This is a genomic window from Bacteroides celer (assembly GCF_002632415.2).
In the GTDB taxonomy this organism is placed as follows: Bacteria; Bacteroidota; Bacteroidia; order Bacteroidales; family Bacteroidaceae; genus Bacteroides.
The window spans coordinates 1,916,716-1,934,826 of the sequence record NZ_CP178209.1 but is presented as its reverse complement, the minus strand read 5'-3'; the positions used below and the strand labels follow the sequence as shown (position 1 = coordinate 1,934,826).

Below are 18,111 nucleotides of genomic sequence, written 5' to 3'. Positions count from 1 at the left end.
ACCTATTATATCATGAATAAAACTTTAAAGTACATCATTTTGCTTGCAATCGCATGTTTCGTAAGCAAGGGTTACGCCCAAGAACTGAAAAGCGAAGTCTTTTCTCTCCTTAACCTGGATTATCCGGGACTGGAGAAAGTAAAAGCTTTGCATCAGGAGGGTAAAGATGAGGATGCTGCCAAAGCATTACTGGACTATTACCGTGCACGTACCAACGTAAAAACTCCGGATATTAATCTGAACAAAGTGACCATCAGCAAAGAAGAACAGCAATGGGCAGATGATGGATTGAAACATACATTCTTCGTACATAAAGGTTATCAACCTTCTTACAATTATGGAGAAGATATCAACTGGCAATACTGGCCGGTGAAAGATAATGAGCTGCGCTGGCAGTTGCATCGTCACAAATGGTTCACTCCGATGGGAAAAGCTTACCGCATATCCGGTGATGAAAAATATGCTAAAGAATGGGCACACCAGTATATCGATTGGATTAAAAAGAATCCGTTGGTGAAGATGGACAAGAAAGAATATGAGCTGGTAAGTGATGGAAAAATCAAAGGTGAAGTAGAAAACGTACGTTTTGCATGGCGTCCTCTGGAAGTGAGTAATCGTCTGCAAGACCAGACTTCACAATTCCAGTTATTCCTTCCCTCCCCTTCTTTCACTCCGGACTTCCTGACAAAATTCCTGGTGAACTATTACAAACATGCTGTACATATCCTTGCTAATTACTCGGATCAAGGCAACCATTTACTGTTTGAAGCTCAACGCATGATTTATGCAGGTGCCTTTTTCCCTGAATTCAAAGAGGCTCCGGCTTGGAGAAAAAGTGGTATCGACATTCTGAACCGTGAAATTCACGTACAGGTATACGAAGATGGCGGACAGTTCGAACTTGACCCACATTATCATCTGGCAGCTATTAACATTTTCTGTAAAGCCTTAGGTATCGCAGATGCTAATGGATTCCGTAAGGAATTCCCTCAAGATTATTTGGATACCATTGAAAACATGATTATGTTCTATGCAAACATTTCTTTCCCTGATTACACCAATCCATGTTTCAGCGACGCCAAGTTGACAACAAAGAAAGAAATGGTGAAAAACTACAAGTCATGGAGCAAACTGTTCCCGAAGAACCAGGCAATCAAATACTTTGCCACAGAAGGAAAAGAAGGTACATTGCCAGATTATATGTCTAAAGGTTTCCTGAAATCAGGCTTCTTTGTATTCCGTAATTCATGGGGAATGGATGCTACCCAAATGGTAGTAAAGGCAGGTCCGAAAGCTTTCTGGCACTGTCAGCCGGATAATGGTACATTTGAACTTTGGTTCAACGGCAAGAATTTGTTCCCGGATTCAGGTTCGTATGTATACGCCGGTGAAGGCGAAGTAATGGAACAACGTAACTGGCACCGTCAGACTTGTGTTCACAACACAGTAACCTTGGACAACAAAAATCTCGAGACAACAGAATCTGTTACAAAGTTATGGCAACCGGAAGGTGCTATCCAGACTTTAGTGACTGAAAATCCGAGTTACAAGAATCTGAAACACCGTCGTTCTGTTTTCTTCGTTAATAACACTTACTTTGTCATTGTAGATGAAATGGCAGGTAGCGGTAAAGGTTCTATCAATCTTCACTATCAGATGCCGAAAGGAGAAATTGCCAACAGCCGCGAAGACATGACGTTCCTGACACAGTTTGAGGATGGAAGCAATATGAAACTGCAATGCTTTGGCCCTGCTGGCATGAGTATGAAGAAAGAACCAGGATGGTGTTCAACAGCTTATCGCAAACGCTACAAACGTATGAATGTATCGTTCAACGTGAGAAAAGACGGCGAAGAAGCTGTACGTTACATCACTGTTATCTACCCGGTTAAGAAAAGCGCAGATGCCCCTAAATTTGACGCTAAATTCAAGAACAAAGCGTTCGATGAAAACGGTCTGGAAGTAGAAGTGAAAGTAAACGGAAAGAAACAGTCATTAAAATACAAACTATAAAAAGCCTCAAAGCCTCTCCCTGCCCCTTTTCTTGGGAGAGGCTTCTTATCATTATGGAAAACTATTACACCTCCTCTACCCTACTCCTCCCATTGGCAGCACTAAGTCTCGTTTCTTGCAGCAGCCAAAAGAAAGAAGAAGTCAGACAGCCGAACATTATCTTCATGATGACGGATGATCACACCACTCAAGCGATGTCCTGTTATGGAGGAAATTTGATTCAAACTCCTAATATGGACCGGATTGCCAATGAAGGTATTCGCTTTGATAATTGTTACGCTGTCAATGCTCTTTCGGGACCTTCGCGCGCTTGCATCCTCACCGGCAAGTTCAGTCACGAAAATGGTTTTACCGATAATGCAAGTACATTCAACGGCGATCAGCAGACATTCCCCAAACTTCTTCAGCAAGCCGGATACCAGACTGCCATGATTGGCAAATGGCATCTCATCAGCGAACCGCAAGGTTTCGACCATTGGAGTATCCTTAGCGGCCAACATGAGCAAGGTGACTATTACGATCCTGATTTCTGGGAAGACGGAAAACATATCGTAGAAAAAGGATATGCTACGGATATTATTACCGACAAAGCAATTAAATTCCTTGAAGGACGTGACAAGAACAAACCGTTCTGCATGATGTATCACCAGAAAGCCCCACACCGTAACTGGATGCCCGCTCCCCGCCATTTGGGCATATTCAACAATACAACTTTTCCGGAACCGGCTAATCTGTTCGACGACTACGAAGGTCGTGGAAGAGCTGCTCGCGAGCAGGATATGTCTATCGAGCACACGTTGACAAACGACTGGGATCTCAAATTGATGACTCGTGAAGAGATGCTGAAAGATACAACCAACCGTCTTTATAGTGTATATAAACGTATGCCTATTGAAGTTCAGGATAAATGGGATTCTGTATACGCCGGGCGCATTGCCGAATACCGCAAAGGTGACTTGAAAGGCAAATCTTTAATCAGCTGGAAATATCAACAATATATGCGCGATTATCTGGCTACGGTTCTGGCAGTAGACGAAAATATCGGCCGACTACTGAATTATCTCGAAAAGATTGGTGAACTGGACAATACAATCATTGTCTACACCTCCGACCAGGGTTTCTTCCTTGGAGAACATGGCTGGTTTGACAAACGCTTCATGTATGAAGAATGTCAGCGCATGCCTCTTATCATCCGTTACCCGAAAGCAATCAAAGCAGGAAGTACCAGTAATGCAATCAGCATGAATGTAGACTTTGCTCCTACCTTCCTCGACTTTGCCGGAGTAGATATCCCGTCAGATATTCAAGGAGCTTCTTTGAAACCGATATTGGTCAACGAAGGCAAAACCCCGGCCGACTGGCGTAAAGCTGCTTATTACCATTATTACGAGTACCCTGCAGAACACTCTGTAAAACGTCACTATGGCATCCGTACACAAGATTTCAAACTAATTCATTTCTACAACGATATTGACGAATGGGAAATGTATGACATGAAAGCTGATCCGAGAGAAATGAACAACGTCTTCGGCAAACCGGAGTATGCTAAAGTACAAAAAGAGCTGATGGAGCTACTTCAGGACACTCAAAAGCAGTATAAAGATACTGACCCGGATGAAAAGGAAAAAGTCCTCTTTAAAGGTGATCGCCGACAAATGCAAAACCGCTAAGAGGAGGACATATAAATAAGAATTAATATGCTTCATTATTAGTTTACCGAATAAATTAGATAAAACCATGGATAGAAGAAAGTTTTTAAAAAACACAGGCTGGTCTTTCCTCGGATTGGCAGCTTCAGGCAGTTTGCTGGGTTCTTGCGCAGCTGGAAGCAAAGAAGCAAAAAAGATTATGCCGTCAGCCAGTAACCTCAAAATGTACTGGGGCGACTTACATAACCATTGCAACATCACATACGGACACGGCGACATGCGCGACGCTTTTGAAGCAGCGAAAGGACAATTGGATTTTGTCAGTGTCACTCCTCATGCCATGTGGCCGGATATTCCCGGAGCAGATGATCCCCGCCTGAAATGGGTGATTGATTATCACACAGGAGCTTTCAAACGTTTGCGTGAAGGCGGTTATGAGAAGTACGTAAAAATGACGAATGAATATAATAAAGAAGGTGAATTCCTTACTTTTGTCGGATACGAGGCCCACAGCATGGAACATGGTGACCATGTTGCATTGAATTATGATCTCGACGCACCGCTTGTGGAATGTACTTCTATCGAAGACTGGAAACAGAAGGCAAAAGGACACAAAGTATTTATTACTCCACATCACATGGGTTACCAGGGCGGCTATCGCGGTTACAACTGGAAATGCTTTACCGAAGGAGATATTACCCCATTCGTAGAAATGTATTCCCGTCATGGTCTGGCAGAAAGCGATCAGGGAGATTATCCTTATCTACACGATATGGGTCCGCGCCAATGGGAAGGAACCATTCAATATGGTCTTGAATTAGGCAACAAATTCGGTATCATGGCTTCTACCGATCAACATTCCGGTTATCCGGGAAGCTATGGCGACGGTCGTATCGGTGTCATGGCTCCGTCATTGACTCGCGACGCTATTTGGGAAGCTCTCCGCACCCGCCATGTATGTGCCGCAACCGGTGATAAAATTATTATCGACTTCCGCCTCAACGACGCTTTCATGGGTGACGTGGTTCGCGGTAACAGCCGCCGTATCTATCTGAACGTTACAGGTGAAAGCTGTATCGACTATGTAGATATTGTCAAGAACGGACAGATTTTAGCTCGCATGAATGGCCCGCTGACTCCGATTGCCCCGGAAGGTGATACGGTACGTTGCAAAGTTAAAGTTGATTTTGGTTGGAATCGTGAAGAGAAATACGTACATTGGCAGGGTAAACTGTCCGTGGACAAAGGACAGATCCATAGTGTAACTCCTTGTTTCCGTGGCGCAGCGTTCACTTCTCCGCAAGAAGGTGAAACTGAATTCCACACGCATGTCAACCGTATCGTATCCGTTGGCAACAAGGAAACCGAACTGGATATGTATAGCAGCAAGAATCCGAATACGACTACAGCAGCCATGCAAGCCGTCATTCTGGATGTGGAAATGCCCAAAGACGGTAAGATCATTGCCGAATTCAATGGCAAGAAGTTTGAACATACATTGGGCGAGTTGCTCGAAGGTTCACGTTCACACTTCATGATCGGTTGGTTGAGCGAGGCGATCCTTTTCAATCGTGCTATGCCGGAAAGCTGTTTCACTCTGGAACACTACATGGAAGATAAAGACCCGCAACGTGATACGGACTACTACTATGTACGCGTTCGCCAACGTGACGGACAATGGGCTTGGAGTTCACCGATTTGGGCAGAAAGAGTGTGATTTTTTTAAGTATTAAGTATTATGTATTAAGTATTACTTGGTGATATGGAAAAAGAATACGCTATAGGAATTGACCTTGGCGGAACTTCTGTAAAATACGCCCTAATTGATAATGAAGGCGTATTTTACTTTCAAGGGAAGTTACCGTCGAAAGCCGATGTATCAGCAGAAGCTGTCATCGGACAGTTGGTTACTGCTATCAATGAGGTAAAAGCTTTTGCACAAGAACAAGGCTACAAAATCAATGGTATAGGAATTGGTACACCAGGCATCGTAGATTCTACAAACCGTATTGTTCTAGGAGGTGCGGAAAACATCAACGGTTGGGAAAACATACATCTGGCAGACCGTATTGAAAAGGAAACCGGACTCCCGGCTTTATTGGGAAATGATGCTAATCTGATGGGATTAGGAGAAACAATGTATGGAGCCGGACAGGGAGCCACTCATGTTGTTTTCCTAACAGTAGGAACAGGCATTGGCGGTGCAGTAGTCATTGATGGCAAATTGTTCAACGGTTATGCTAACCGGGGGACAGAACTGGGGCACGTGCCTCTCATTGCCAATGGCGAACCTTGTGCCTGTGGTTCCGTCGGCTGTCTGGAACATTACGCTTCCACTTCTGCCTTGGTACGCCGTTTCAGTCAACGGATAATAGACGCAGGTATCTCCTACCCGGATGAAGAGATTAATGGAGAACTGATCGTCCGCCTTTACAAACAAGGAGATAAGATTGCACAACTATCGCTGGAAGAACACTGCGATTTTCTGGGACACGGAATTGCAGGGTTTATCAATATCTTCAGCCCTCAAAAGATTGTGATCGGTGGAGGACTTTCCGAAGCCGGAGACTTTTATATTCAAAAAGTAAGTGAAAAAGCCCGCAGTTACGCTATCCCCGACTGCGCCGTGAATACTCAAATCATAGCTGCCGCTCTTGGAAACAAGGCCGGAAGTATTGGAGCTGCTTCACTCTTTTTCAAATGAAAACAAAAATAAATGATAGTTGATAGTTGATAAATGATAGTTAGTAAATGAAAGTTATTCCAACATACAAATACTCAATCATCATTAATTATCAACTTCCATCTATCAGTTATCATTTATCAACTATCAACTATTTAAGATTATGAGAAAAAATTTAGGAATGCTGGCGCTGATTATGGCGTTCTGGTTTACCATCTCGTTTATCACCAATATTCTAGGTCCACTCATTCCGGATATTATCCACAACTTCAATCTAAGCGACCTGGCAATGGCGGGATTTATCCCGACTTCTTTCTTCCTGGCCTATGCCATCATGTCTATCCCTGCCGGATTGCTCATTGACCGTTTCGGTGAAAAGCCGGTATTATTCGGTGGGTTTCTGATGCCGTTCATCGGTACCATCTTGTTTGCCTGCATGCACACGTATCCAATGTTATTAGCTTCTTCTTTCATCATCGGGTTAGGAATGGCCATGTTACAAACGGTATTGAATCCACTCCAACGTACCGTAGGAGGAGAAGAAAACTATGCATTTATCGCCGAACTGGCGCAATTTATGTTTGGCATTGCTTCTTTCCTAAGTCCTCTGGTATATACTTATCTGATTCGCGAACTTAATCCGGCGACATATACAGCAGGTAAGGGTTTCTTTATCGACTTGTTGGCCGATGTCACTCCACGGGAAATGCCGTGGGTATCTCTTTATTGGGTATTTACAATCCTGCTATTGGTCATGCTGATTGCTGTCGGTGTATCCCGTTTTCCCAAAATCGAGTTGAAAGAAGACGAGAAAAGCGGATCTAAAGATTCATATCTGGCTTTATTCAAACAGAAATATGTATGGCTGTTTTTCCTGGGAATCTTCTGCTATGTAAGCACGGAACAAGGAACTTCAATCTTTATGAGTACCTTCCTGGACCAATACCATGGAGTTAACCCGCAAACAGACGGTGCACAAGCCGTGAGCTATTTTTGGGGATTGATGACAGCCGGTTGTCTGGTAGGCATGATCCTACTCAAGTTGATTGACAGCAAACGATTGTTACAGATTTCCGGAATTCTGACGATCATTCTATTATTATCAGCATTGTTCGGAAGTAAAGAAGTATCTATGCTTGCTTTCCCAGCTGTTGGCTTCAGTATCTCCATGATGTATTCCATCGTATTCTCATTAGCACTGAACTCTGCGTCACAGCACCACGGTTCATTCGCAGGTATACTATGCTCAGCAATTGTAGGTGGTGCCGGTGGTCCGATGATTGTAAGTACGCTGGCAGATGCAACATCACTTCGCACAGGTATGCTCTTTATCCTTGTTTTCGTAGGATATATCACCTTTATTGGTTTCTGGGCACGTCCACTGATTAATAACAAGACTATTCGTCTGAAAGATTTGTTCAAACAACGCTGAACAACAAAGCGATGAATAATAAAAGCAAAGTTATATGATGAAACAACGAATATCTATTTTCCTCTTGTTCACCCTTTTGCTATTCGCCAACGGGTATGCACAAAAAGGAATCATGCATCTGACTCAACAGACCTTGATGCATGAAGTCCGCGAAACGCCTTCGCCCCTGGACGGACAGCATATTACCGTCAATCCTCCGCGTTTTATGTGGCCGGATAAGTTCCCGCACCTCGGTGCCGTATTGGACGGAGTTGAAGAAGAGGACTACAAACCGGAAGTAACCTACCGCATCCGTATCGCACGCGACCCCGAATTCAAATCGGAAGTGATTACCGCCGAAAGAAAATGGGCCTTTTTCAACCCATTCAAACTCTTTGAAAAAGGGAAATGGTATTGGCAACATGCCTACGTTGACAAAGAAGGAAAAGAAGAATGGTCACCTGTTTATCATTTTTATATAGACGAACACATACGTACATTCAGCCCTCCTTCTCTACAGGAAGTATTAGCCAAATTACCCCAAACCCATCCCCGCATCTTGCTTGATACCGAAGATTGGGATAATATCATCGAACGGAATAAAAACAATCCGGAGGCACAGGCTTATATCCGAAAAGCCGATAAATGCCTGAACCACCCGCTGAAACATCTGGAAGAAGAAATTGATACAACCCAGGTTGTCAAGCTGACAAACATTGTTCAATATCGTTCTGCCCTGATTCGGGAAAGTCGTAAGATTGTAGACCGTGAAGAAGCAAATATCGAAGCCATGGTACGCGCTTACCTGCTAACGAAAGACGAGGTATACTACAAAGAAGGTATAAAGCGGCTTTCCGAAATTCTTTCCTGGAAAAACAGTAAATACTTTGCCGGAGATTTCAATCGTTCTACTATTCTGTCCATGAGTACTTCAGCGTATGATGCATGGTACAATCTGTTGACTCCGAATGAGAGAAAACTACTCCTAAGAACGATTCATGACAATGGAAAGAAGTTCTATCATGAATATGTCAATCACTTGGAAAACCGCATTGCTGATAATCATGTCTGGCAAATGACTTTCCGTATCTTGAATATGGCGGCATTTGCTACGTATGGTGAGCTACCGATGGCTTCCACCTGGGTGGATTATTGCTACAATGAATGGGTATCCCGTCTTCCGGGCCTCAATGCGGATGGAGGATGGCACAATGGTGATTCCTATTTCCAGGTCAATCTTCGCACATTGATTGAAGTTCCCGCTTTCTACTCCCGTATCAGCGGATTCGATTTCTTCGCTGATCCGTGGTATAACAACAATGTATTTTACGTCATCTACCAGCAGCCTCCATTCTCAAAATCTGCCGGACAAGGTAATTCACATGAAAGCAAGATGAAGCCGAACGGTACACGAGTAGGTTATGCGGATGCCTTGGCACGTGAATGTAATAATCCGTGGGCGGCCGCTTATGTACGTACCATTCTGCAAAAGGAACCGGATATCATGGAAAAAACTTTCCTCGGAAAATCCGGAGACTTGACCTGGTATCGTTGTACAACCAAGAAAGCTCTCCCCAAAGAAGGACATACTCTTGCCGAACTACCCATGGCGAAAGTATTCAATGAAACGGGAATCGGTACGATGAATACCTCTTTGGGAGATATAGATAAGAATGCCATGTTATCGTTCCGCTCCAGTTCTTATGGTTCCACTTCCCATGCACTGGCCAATCAGAATGCTTTTAATACATTCTATGGAGGTAAAGCCATTTTTTACAGCAGCGGACATCGTACAGGTTTTACGGACGATCATTGTATGTATTCTTACCGTAACACCCGTGCACACAACAGCATTTTGGTAAATGGAATGACTCAAAAGATTGGAACGGAAGGATATGGCTGGATTCCGCGTTGGTATGAAGGAGAAAAAATCGCTTATATGGTAGGAGATGCTTCCAATGCTTATGGTAAAGTGACTTCTCCCCTATGGCTGAAACGTGGAGAACTATCCGGTACGCAATATACGCCTGAAAAAGGATGGGATGAGAACAAACTGAATATGTTCCGCCGTCATATCATCCAACTGGGAAGTACCGGAGTTTTCGTGATTTATGATGAACTGGAAGGAAAGGAGGCTGTTACATGGAGTTACCTTTTACATACTGTAGAATTACCGATGGAAATACAGGAACTGACCGATGAGGTGAAAGTAACCGGAAGGAATAAAGCTGGCGGTATCTCTGTTGCCCATCTTTTCAGTTCGGCAAAAACGGAACAGGCAATGGTAGATACTTTCTTCTGTGCTCCGACCAACTGGAAAAATGTGACGAATGCACAAGGAAAAGCAGTGAAATATCCTAATCACTGGCATTTCTCTTCTACAACTGTTCCTTGCAAAACCGCCCGTTTCCTGACTGTGATGGATACACATGGAGACAACCGTCCGGATATGCAGGTAGTTCGCAAAGGCAATATCATTCAAGTAGGTGACTGGACTATCACTTGCAACCTTACGGAAAAAGGAAAAGCCGCTATTCACGTTAGTAATAAAGTGGAGAAAGTTTCCTTAAACTACGATGCCGGTAAAAAGGAAGGTGCAACGACGGTAACAGATCAGGTAAAAGGGAAACAGGTTAATAAAGTCCTGACAGACTATTTACCGGATTTTGAGATTTAATCTCTCCCCCCAAAAAACTGTCCCGTTATTCAATTTATAGAAAATTGAATAACGGGATATTTTTTATAGAGAATAAAAGATAAAGAACAGAGTATAAAGTACATGATCCTATGAATTGTAACCAAGAAGAGTTCTCTCTACAAACATATACTCCTTTAAAAACGTTATATTTGCAGAGTAAAATAAATTAAGAAAGAACAATGAAATATATCGGAGCACATGTTAGCGCCTCTGGTGGCGTAGAGTTCGCACCCATTAATGCGCACGAAATAGGAGCAAATGCTTTTGCGTTATTCACCAAGAATCAACGTCAATGGGTAAGTAAACCTCTAACAGAAGAAAGTATCAGTCTCTTCAAAGAGAATTGTGAGAAATATGTTTTCCAACCGGAATATATCCTTCCACATGACAGTTACCTTATCAATCTGGGGCATCCGGAGGAAGAGGGACTTCAAAAAAGCCGTGCCGCTTTTCTGGATGAAATGCAACGTTGCGAACAGCTTGGATTGAAACTTTTAAATTTTCATCCTGGTAGTTCTCTCAATAAAGTATCGGTAGAAGATTGTCTGTCACTTATCGCAGAAAGCATTAATCTCGCTTTAGAGAAAACAAAGGGTGTAACAGCCGTTATTGAAAACACTGCCGGACAAGGAAGTAATTTAGGAAGCGAATTCTGGCAATTGAAATATATCATTGATCGGGTAAACGATAAGAACCGGGTAGGTGTTTGTCTCGATACCTGCCATACCTATACCGCTGGTTACGATATTGTCAATGAATATGATAAAGTATTTGATGTATTTGATAAAGAAGTCGGATTCAACTACCTCCGTGGTATGCACTTGAATGATTCTAAAAAAGCATTAGGCACCCATGTTGACCGCCACGACAGCATTGGTAAAGGATTGATTGGCAAAGCTTTTTTTGAAAGATTAATGCAAGATTCCAGATTTGATAATATACCGTTAATACTCGAAACTCCGGATGAAAGTAAATGGAAAGAAGAAATTGCATGGTTAAGAAGTATGGAATAAAAGATTAGAAAATACAAGTTATAGAACATATTTTGAAAAAATATTCAACTATTTTATGGTTGTGTTGAATATTATATATATCTTTGTACCCGTAAGCCTTTGAACTTCAAAGAACTTACGGGTTTCTTTTAAAAACAAAACGAACTAAAGTATCGCATAAACAAAAACTATTAGATATGAGAAGATTTTGGTTAGCATGCACAATGGTAATTGTAGTGGGTATAAGCAGTTGTGTGGATAGTGATAAAGACTTATACCAAGAAGCTCCAGGGGCAGAAATTAACACCTCTAATTTTTCTACTATACAAAAAGTACAAGTAGAAATTGATTATTCCAATTCCGAATCAAGAGTTCCTTTTTCCATTTATGATGGAAATCCATTGATTGAAGGTGAAAACACCACCATTCTAAAAGAAAACGTTCAGGCATTAGATGGTGCATGGACAGATGAACAAGGTAAATTCACCGCAACGGTTGAATTGCCGGCTTATGTATCTAATGTGTATATCGTTTCTACATCACCTTTTGCCAGACAGGCAATCCCTGGAAAAATAGTTAACGGTGTTTTGAAAGTATCAGACACAGATGAACAACTTACTACCGGAGCATCCTACAGAGAGTCAACCCGGTTTGATAGAAATCGGTTTAATAATCTAGGTTGGAATACTAATCTCGGTTCATTCGACGATCGCAGTGGAGTTATTGATTATGCTTATAAAGGTAATGATCCTAAGCTCACTTTAAGTAAATCTGAAATGAACGAATTACGTACTACTGTAAGCAAAGTGTTGAATACATTAGGAAGTTGTCCAGAGGAATATCGTACTCAAGCCGACTTATATGTAGAGGAAGATGAAACAGCCGTAGTACTAACTGCATTAAGAGGATGGACCTGTTGGAACAGTTCATTAGGCTACTACTATTACAGATACGATCAAGCTCCTGCCAGTCTGAAAGACGTAAAAGTATATGCTGTATTCCCCAATACTCAAATGACCTGGAATAATGGAAGCCTTCAAGCCTCTCCCCAAGGTATAAAAGAAGGTACAGCTGTACAACTAAAATATTTTGATGATCCGGAATATCCAAAAGGCAAGAACTTCCCCAAAGGATACTACATTGGTTTTATTCTCGCTTGCAACGCATGGAACACCTATTTTACAGGTTTCAACAGTTATACTCTAACCGAAGGATTTTATGCCAGTTCCACAAAAGGATTTAGTACTAAAGTTAATAGCGGTATAGATGTACGTACAGCTATGTTTAAAGATAAAAACAGTAACATTGCTATCGCCTTTGAAGAGTTCATGGATGATCAGAATTTTACAGATGTTGTATTCTCATTAAAAGCCAATCCTGAAATCACTAATGTTCCTCCTGTAGATGAAGACTTAAATACAACTATTGAAAAGACAGGTGTATACGCCATTTGAAGATGAATGGCCTAAAGCTGGTGATTACGATATGAATGACGTATTGGTTCAGTATACTTATCAAAAAGTATTCAATATATTCAATGAAATCTTAAGCGAGTCATTTACATTTAAAACTTTATATAATAAATCGACTGTATTCACTAACGGATTAGGTTTCATTCTTTCAAATGAGGGAAATGCACAGTCAATTGAATACTTTATTAGAAAAGAAAATGAAAAGGACTTTACTGTAGCTTCGGGAGCTGACAAATTTACTCGTGAAAGCAATGCAATCATATTGACAGATAATGTTAAAACAAACCCAAATGCCGAATATAAAGTAACATTCAAATACGGAGATAAAAACTCGAATAAAAAGCAGGAAACATCAATCGATGCATTCATATACCGTCCTAGCAAAGAAGGTAATCGCTTGGAAGTTCATTGTCCTATGAAGAAACCAACTTCTAAAGTCGATACTTCTCTCTTCGGACAATATGAAGACTGTTCTAAACCTAATGAAGGCATTTACTATGTATCGAATCAAGAGAATATTTATCCTTTTGCATTCTATTTGTCAAATGCCAATGCTAATGATATTGCAGAACTAAAGAACTTCGATAAAAACGAGAAGAAGTCTATCAGCGAAATCTATCCTAAATTTATAGACTGGGCTAAATATGGTACAAACGCCGATTGGTATAAGAAAAAATAAGTACTTAATATACTGAAACAAGAATAGCTGGAAGAATCTCTCTTTCAGCTATTTTTGTATATATCAAAGGATAAGAGCCAGACACTTAATAAATATTCGCCATACTGACTAAAGGTTCATACAGTTTCTCTATATCCTGCGAATCCATCTCTATTTGCACCTGATCGCCGGGCATTAATGTCTGCCCTTTAGGAGGCAAATTCTTCCGGTCACGATGAACATTAATTATCACACAACGCTCCGGTAAACGAAGTTCATCTACTATTTTCCCGTCTAAATAAGAGCCGCTCATTATTTCTACAGACAATGTGTAACGCGGTTCTTCCTTAAATGCAGGCGAATGAATCATATCGTCATACAAAATAACATTGAACGGTTTGATTTGAAGCATTTCCGTAAAATAATAAGTTAATCCTCCTACAACAATAGAAGGATAAAAGACTTCCAAATGCCCCGTAATCTCGGTTATTAGTACAATAGCTGTCAAAGGGGTACGGATTACTGCAACAAGGAATGCAGACATACAAATCAACATGATATAACTAATATTCTCATAAGCAATAACACCCTGTTGAACCATAATTAATCCCACTATTTGTCCAAGAAGTCCTCCCGTCACCAGCGTCGGGATAAAACTTCCTCCCGGTAAACCCGAAGAAAAAGAAAAAGTGCTAAAAACAAAATGCAACAACATCATGCCGACAATCCAGAGAATATGCGTGTCCGGATGCATAGCTTGTGATAACAAGAACTGTTCCCCTCCTCCGGTCAGATTAAACTCAGCCATAGAAATCAGAAAAGCGATAAAAAGCAAATACAACATCTTCACGTATTCCGGATGCTTAATAGCAGGGTAAATACGTTTCACCTGAAGAGTGGTGACAGAAAAGAACTTTCCAAAGACAGAAACCACTGCTGCCAGCAAAAGAAACAATTTCACTTGCCCCCAGAAAGTCATCTCCGGTACAATAGCATCAATATGAAAATAAGGATTGATCGGGAAAATCCAACTGGCAACTCCACCTGCCACTACTCCTGCCAAAAGAGTGGTAATAGCTGTTTTAGGTGCATCGAACCGCTCGATAGATTCGATCACCAACAATGATGAAGCCAATGGGGCAGCAAAAGCAGCAGCTAACCCGGCACCGGCGCCGGCAGACAATAGTTGTTTCCGTTCACCGCTAAGCACCCTCCCCCATTTGGATACCAAATATCCAACATACGAACCTATTTGCACGGAGGGACCTTCACGCCCCAAAGACAATCCAGTACTTAATGCAAGTATTCCACCTACAAACTTTGCCACCAATTCCAGAAAAGGATGTTTATAATCAACCCTGCCATTGATAACTCCACGTGTTTGCGGAATACCCCCACCGGTAATAAGCGGCATTTTCTTTACCAACCAGGATACGAATACAAGTATTCCCCACATCAAAAGAAAAAGAGGTATGTACCAATACCATTGGGGACGAGAATCAAAGAAATCGTGACGGAGATTAAAGAAAAACTGTAATAGGTAATGATAAGGCACAGCCACAAGTCCTGTCAGTAATCCTACGAAGATACTGACAAAGTACAGTCGGGCATCAATCAACTTCAGTTTAAAAATGCGCCAACGACCTTTATCTTTTATCTTTTTTATCAGTCGAAACATTCAGCCAGCCTTACATTGTTTTTATACGTAGGACATACAACAATCAAAACCCTGCTGTGGTTTTCAAACTAATGAAGATTTAATTTCTAATTATTTTCCCATCATATTCAAACGAAGGATAGCATGCACCATAAAGTAAGAACCCAGTGCATTATAATCAGTGTCACGAATGGCAGTAGCGGTTATCGTGCGTATCATAGAAATGTCCTGATGAAGAATATCATATATTTTAAAGCGGATTAGTAACTGTTTCCTCTTCAAAAAGGCTTTTGACAGCTGACAGTTCCACATGAAATTTGCTTTGGCATAACCCTCATAACCATATCCGGTACGAAGGAAATAAGTCAGGTCATTATATAACTCCATCCCCCAGGGAAGATAAAGCTGCAATTCAGTTCCTGCCTGATAATCAAAAGTTTCAGTACGTTTCTCCCGTACGTCATTATAAGAATTGTTATAAGTCAGACCAACAAGCCCTGTAAGTTCCATTTGGCGGGTACGATAAGTAATCCGTAGACGTTCACGTCCCGTTAAATGCTGTACGGAAGTTTTCACCGGTTCTTCTTTGTTCAAGGTTGTATAGCCATTCTGATTCCGGTATTGCAGATAGGAGTAAGTACGAAATATCCAGTTACGATTCTTAAAAGGGGTATTGAGAGAAAAAGAACCCATGCCCCGCCAATTACCATTCATATTGACCGGAGATGTAGTTCGTACACCGGTTTCACTATCATAAGTCACCTGATTAGTTATATTGTTAATGGTATTCTCGAATAAAGCGGTAGCTACCATATTTCGCTGATATTTGGTATTATAAGAATTGAAATTCAGCGTAAAAGTATTCATATATGAAGGCTTCAACGAAGGGTTTCCGACACGGATATTCAAAGGGTTGGTACGGTCGGTCACAGGTTGGAGATCACGTATATTAGGCTGTTTCCCTTTTCCCCTATACACAATTTGCAAACGGGTGCGTTTTGAAAACTTATAGCGGAAATTGACAGTAGGCGAAAAATTCATGACCGATCTTTCCAACTGATCTTCGGGAGCATCACTCAACAATGAATGGCTAACAGACTTTTGAGGTTCAAAATCAACACCAATATTATAATTATACTTCTTTTGTGAAGTACGTATGGCAAGGTTCACTAAGTGATTACTGTATTGATTTTCAAAACGGTTACTAGAGTCTTCATCAAAGTCAGGAGCAAACTCTTCCAGTTCCTTATCCCAGTCATAGACAAAACGATCCGAATTGTTCACTCTATACTGATAGCTGTAACGAAGTTGCAGGAAATGCCGCCACGGCAATGGTTCTACATACACCAGTTGCACCCGGTAATTATAGCCGTCAACATCATCCTCTATTTTCTGATTCTGAATCTTCTTCGTATTATTTTTGAAGTACCGGGTGGTGGAAAGACTCTTTCGGTCTGTAGCTGAAGCATTAGTACCATAGTCTACCTTCAAAGCAACATTTCTCCCCAAACGACTCAATTTCCGGCTAAGTTGCAACATCATCGTCAGATTATACCGGGAATTATGATTGGTGCCGGAGGACTCTCTTTCATTCAACAAGACATCACTCCCCCACCCTTCCTGAAAGCCATTATTCTCTCTGTCATTGGCAGCGAAACGATATTGAGGACGGAAAATCAATGTAGTAACAGAATCCATTTTCCATTCAAGAGAAGCATTGGCTACCAGTTCGTGATTCTGTTGTCGGCTATGACTCGTGCCCAGATTGATTGATTTATCTTCCCGGAGAAAGTTGTCGACTGTGGTACGGCTATCTTCCAAACGATCGGTGCCGACATATTGAATATTTGAACGTAATTTAACGCGCTTCCAATCATAAGTCGCATTAAGCCCCAATGAGCGGGAGGTAGTCAGTCCCATCCGGCTACGGATATTGCCTGTTGAACTGGAAGATTCATTCTGTAATTCCGAGAATCCCTGGTTATTGGTATTATTCAGATTCCCGATAATGGTTAATTGAGAGTTTTCACGAAAACGGTTCAAGGTATTGGCTAATTCATAACGGTCTTTACTTCCATATCCTCCCATAAAATTCTCCATCCAGCCCCGTTTCATATTTTTTTTCACAGACAAGTCCAGAATCATCTCTTCCTCTCCGTCATCTATTCCCGTAAGACGTGCCAAATCCGATTGACGTTCATACGCTTTTAACTTCTCCACCATCTCCACAGGAAGATTTTTAAGAGCAGCTTTCGGATCATCAGAGAAAAACTCTTTACCGTCCACCAAAATCTTTTTTACTTCCTTGCCATGTATTAGCAACTTACCGTCTGCATCTATTTCACCTCCCGGAAGCTGTTTTACCAATTCTTCAAGCATTGAGCCTTCGGGAGTACGATAGGCAGAAGCGTTGAATACCGTTGTATCCCCCTCTGTCACCGCCATTGGAGCCTGCCCTACTACCACTGCTTCATCCAAAGCATAACTTTCCTGAGTCAGATTTATATCCCCCAATTCGTAAGAAGAGCTTTTGCTGGAAATGGAAATGGGATGAAAAACCTGCTTATATCCGACATATGACACCTGTAATAATAAAGACTTCGCTTTAATTGCATGATTAGGAATGGAAACGGAAAGTTGAAATTTACCGATAGCATCCGTAGCGCCGCCGCCCAACAATGTACTATCCGGTAAAGCTAAAAGCCGGACCGTAGCAAACGGTACCGGCTGATAGGTTTCAGTATCAATCACACGACCGGAAAAACGCTCTTTGCCGGACTGAGCAAAAACAGTCAAACTAATCAGTAACAAGACATAACAAGTAATCAAACGGTACTGAGAAGAATAAATATGGCTGTCTATGTTCAAATTGTGTTGA

Annotated in this window: 11 protein-coding genes; 9 read left to right on the top strand and 2 right to left on the bottom strand. The window is 41.6% G+C overall.

Going from position 1 to position 18,111, the window contains the following annotated elements:
- Positions 1–12: 12 nt before the first annotated feature.
- The 9 genes from hepC (at position 13) to CJF29_RS07445 (ending at position 13,597) form a co-directional block, all read left to right on the top strand.
- Entirely contained in the window at positions 13–2,013 is a 2,001-nt protein-coding gene (gene hepC / locus CJF29_RS07485; protein WP_099146282.1) for a heparin-sulfate lyase HepC, read from the top strand.
- 53 nt (positions 2,014–2,066) lie between these two features.
- Positions 2,067–3,683, top strand: a complete 1,617-nt coding sequence (locus tag CJF29_RS07480) for a sulfatase (RefSeq protein WP_008651375.1) — start codon at positions 2,067–2,069, stop codon at positions 3,681–3,683.
- Positions 3,684–3,750: 67 nt separating this feature from the next.
- Positions 3,751–5,379, top strand: a complete 1,629-nt coding sequence (locus CJF29_RS07475; RefSeq protein ID WP_004312479.1) for a Tat pathway signal sequence — start codon at positions 3,751–3,753, stop codon at positions 5,377–5,379.
- Between the two features lie 45 nt (positions 5,380–5,424).
- The gene (locus CJF29_RS07470) at positions 5,425–6,366 is read left to right on the top strand and encodes an ROK family protein (RefSeq protein WP_099146281.1); all 942 of its coding nucleotides are present in this window, start codon (positions 5,425–5,427) and stop codon (positions 6,364–6,366) included.
- A 142-nt stretch (positions 6,367–6,508) separates the two neighbouring features.
- The gene (locus CJF29_RS07465) at positions 6,509–7,777 is read left to right on the top strand and encodes a sugar MFS transporter (protein ID WP_176553113.1); all 1,269 of its coding nucleotides are present in this window, start codon (positions 6,509–6,511) and stop codon (positions 7,775–7,777) included.
- A 34-nt stretch (positions 7,778–7,811) separates the two neighbouring features.
- Positions 7,812–10,433 (top strand): DUF4962 domain-containing protein, encoded by a 2,622-nt coding sequence (locus tag CJF29_RS07460; protein WP_176553112.1) that lies wholly within the window; start codon positions 7,812–7,814, stop codon positions 10,431–10,433.
- Between the two features lie 200 nt (positions 10,434–10,633).
- A complete protein-coding gene (nfo, locus tag CJF29_RS07455; RefSeq protein WP_099146279.1) occupies positions 10,634–11,467 on the top strand; it encodes a deoxyribonuclease IV in 834 nt (277 codons plus the stop codon).
- Positions 11,468–11,643: 176 nt separating this feature from the next.
- On the top strand, positions 11,644–12,900 hold the full coding sequence (locus tag CJF29_RS07450; RefSeq protein ID WP_255299335.1) for a DUF4114 domain-containing protein: 1,257 nt from the start codon (positions 11,644–11,646) through the stop codon (positions 12,898–12,900).
- Complete coding sequence (locus CJF29_RS07445) at positions 12,872–13,597, top strand: LruC domain-containing protein (RefSeq protein WP_413544534.1); 726 nt, start codon at positions 12,872–12,874, stop codon at positions 13,595–13,597. Before CJF29_RS07450 ends, CJF29_RS07445 begins: the two co-directional genes overlap by 29 nt.
- An 85-nt stretch (positions 13,598–13,682) precedes the next feature.
- On the opposite strand, the gene CJF29_RS07440 is transcribed toward CJF29_RS07445, so the two are convergent.
- Both CJF29_RS07440 and CJF29_RS07435 read right to left on the bottom strand, forming a co-directional pair.
- Positions 13,683–15,254, bottom strand: a complete 1,572-nt coding sequence (locus tag CJF29_RS07440) for a ClC family H(+)/Cl(-) exchange transporter (RefSeq protein WP_099146278.1) — start codon at positions 15,252–15,254, stop codon at positions 13,683–13,685.
- A 90-nt stretch (positions 15,255–15,344) separates the two neighbouring features.
- The gene (locus CJF29_RS07435) at positions 15,345–18,101 is read right to left on the bottom strand and encodes an outer membrane beta-barrel protein (RefSeq protein WP_099146277.1); all 2,757 of its coding nucleotides are present in this window, start codon (positions 18,099–18,101) and stop codon (positions 15,345–15,347) included.
- Positions 18,102–18,111: the final 10 nt, after the last annotated feature.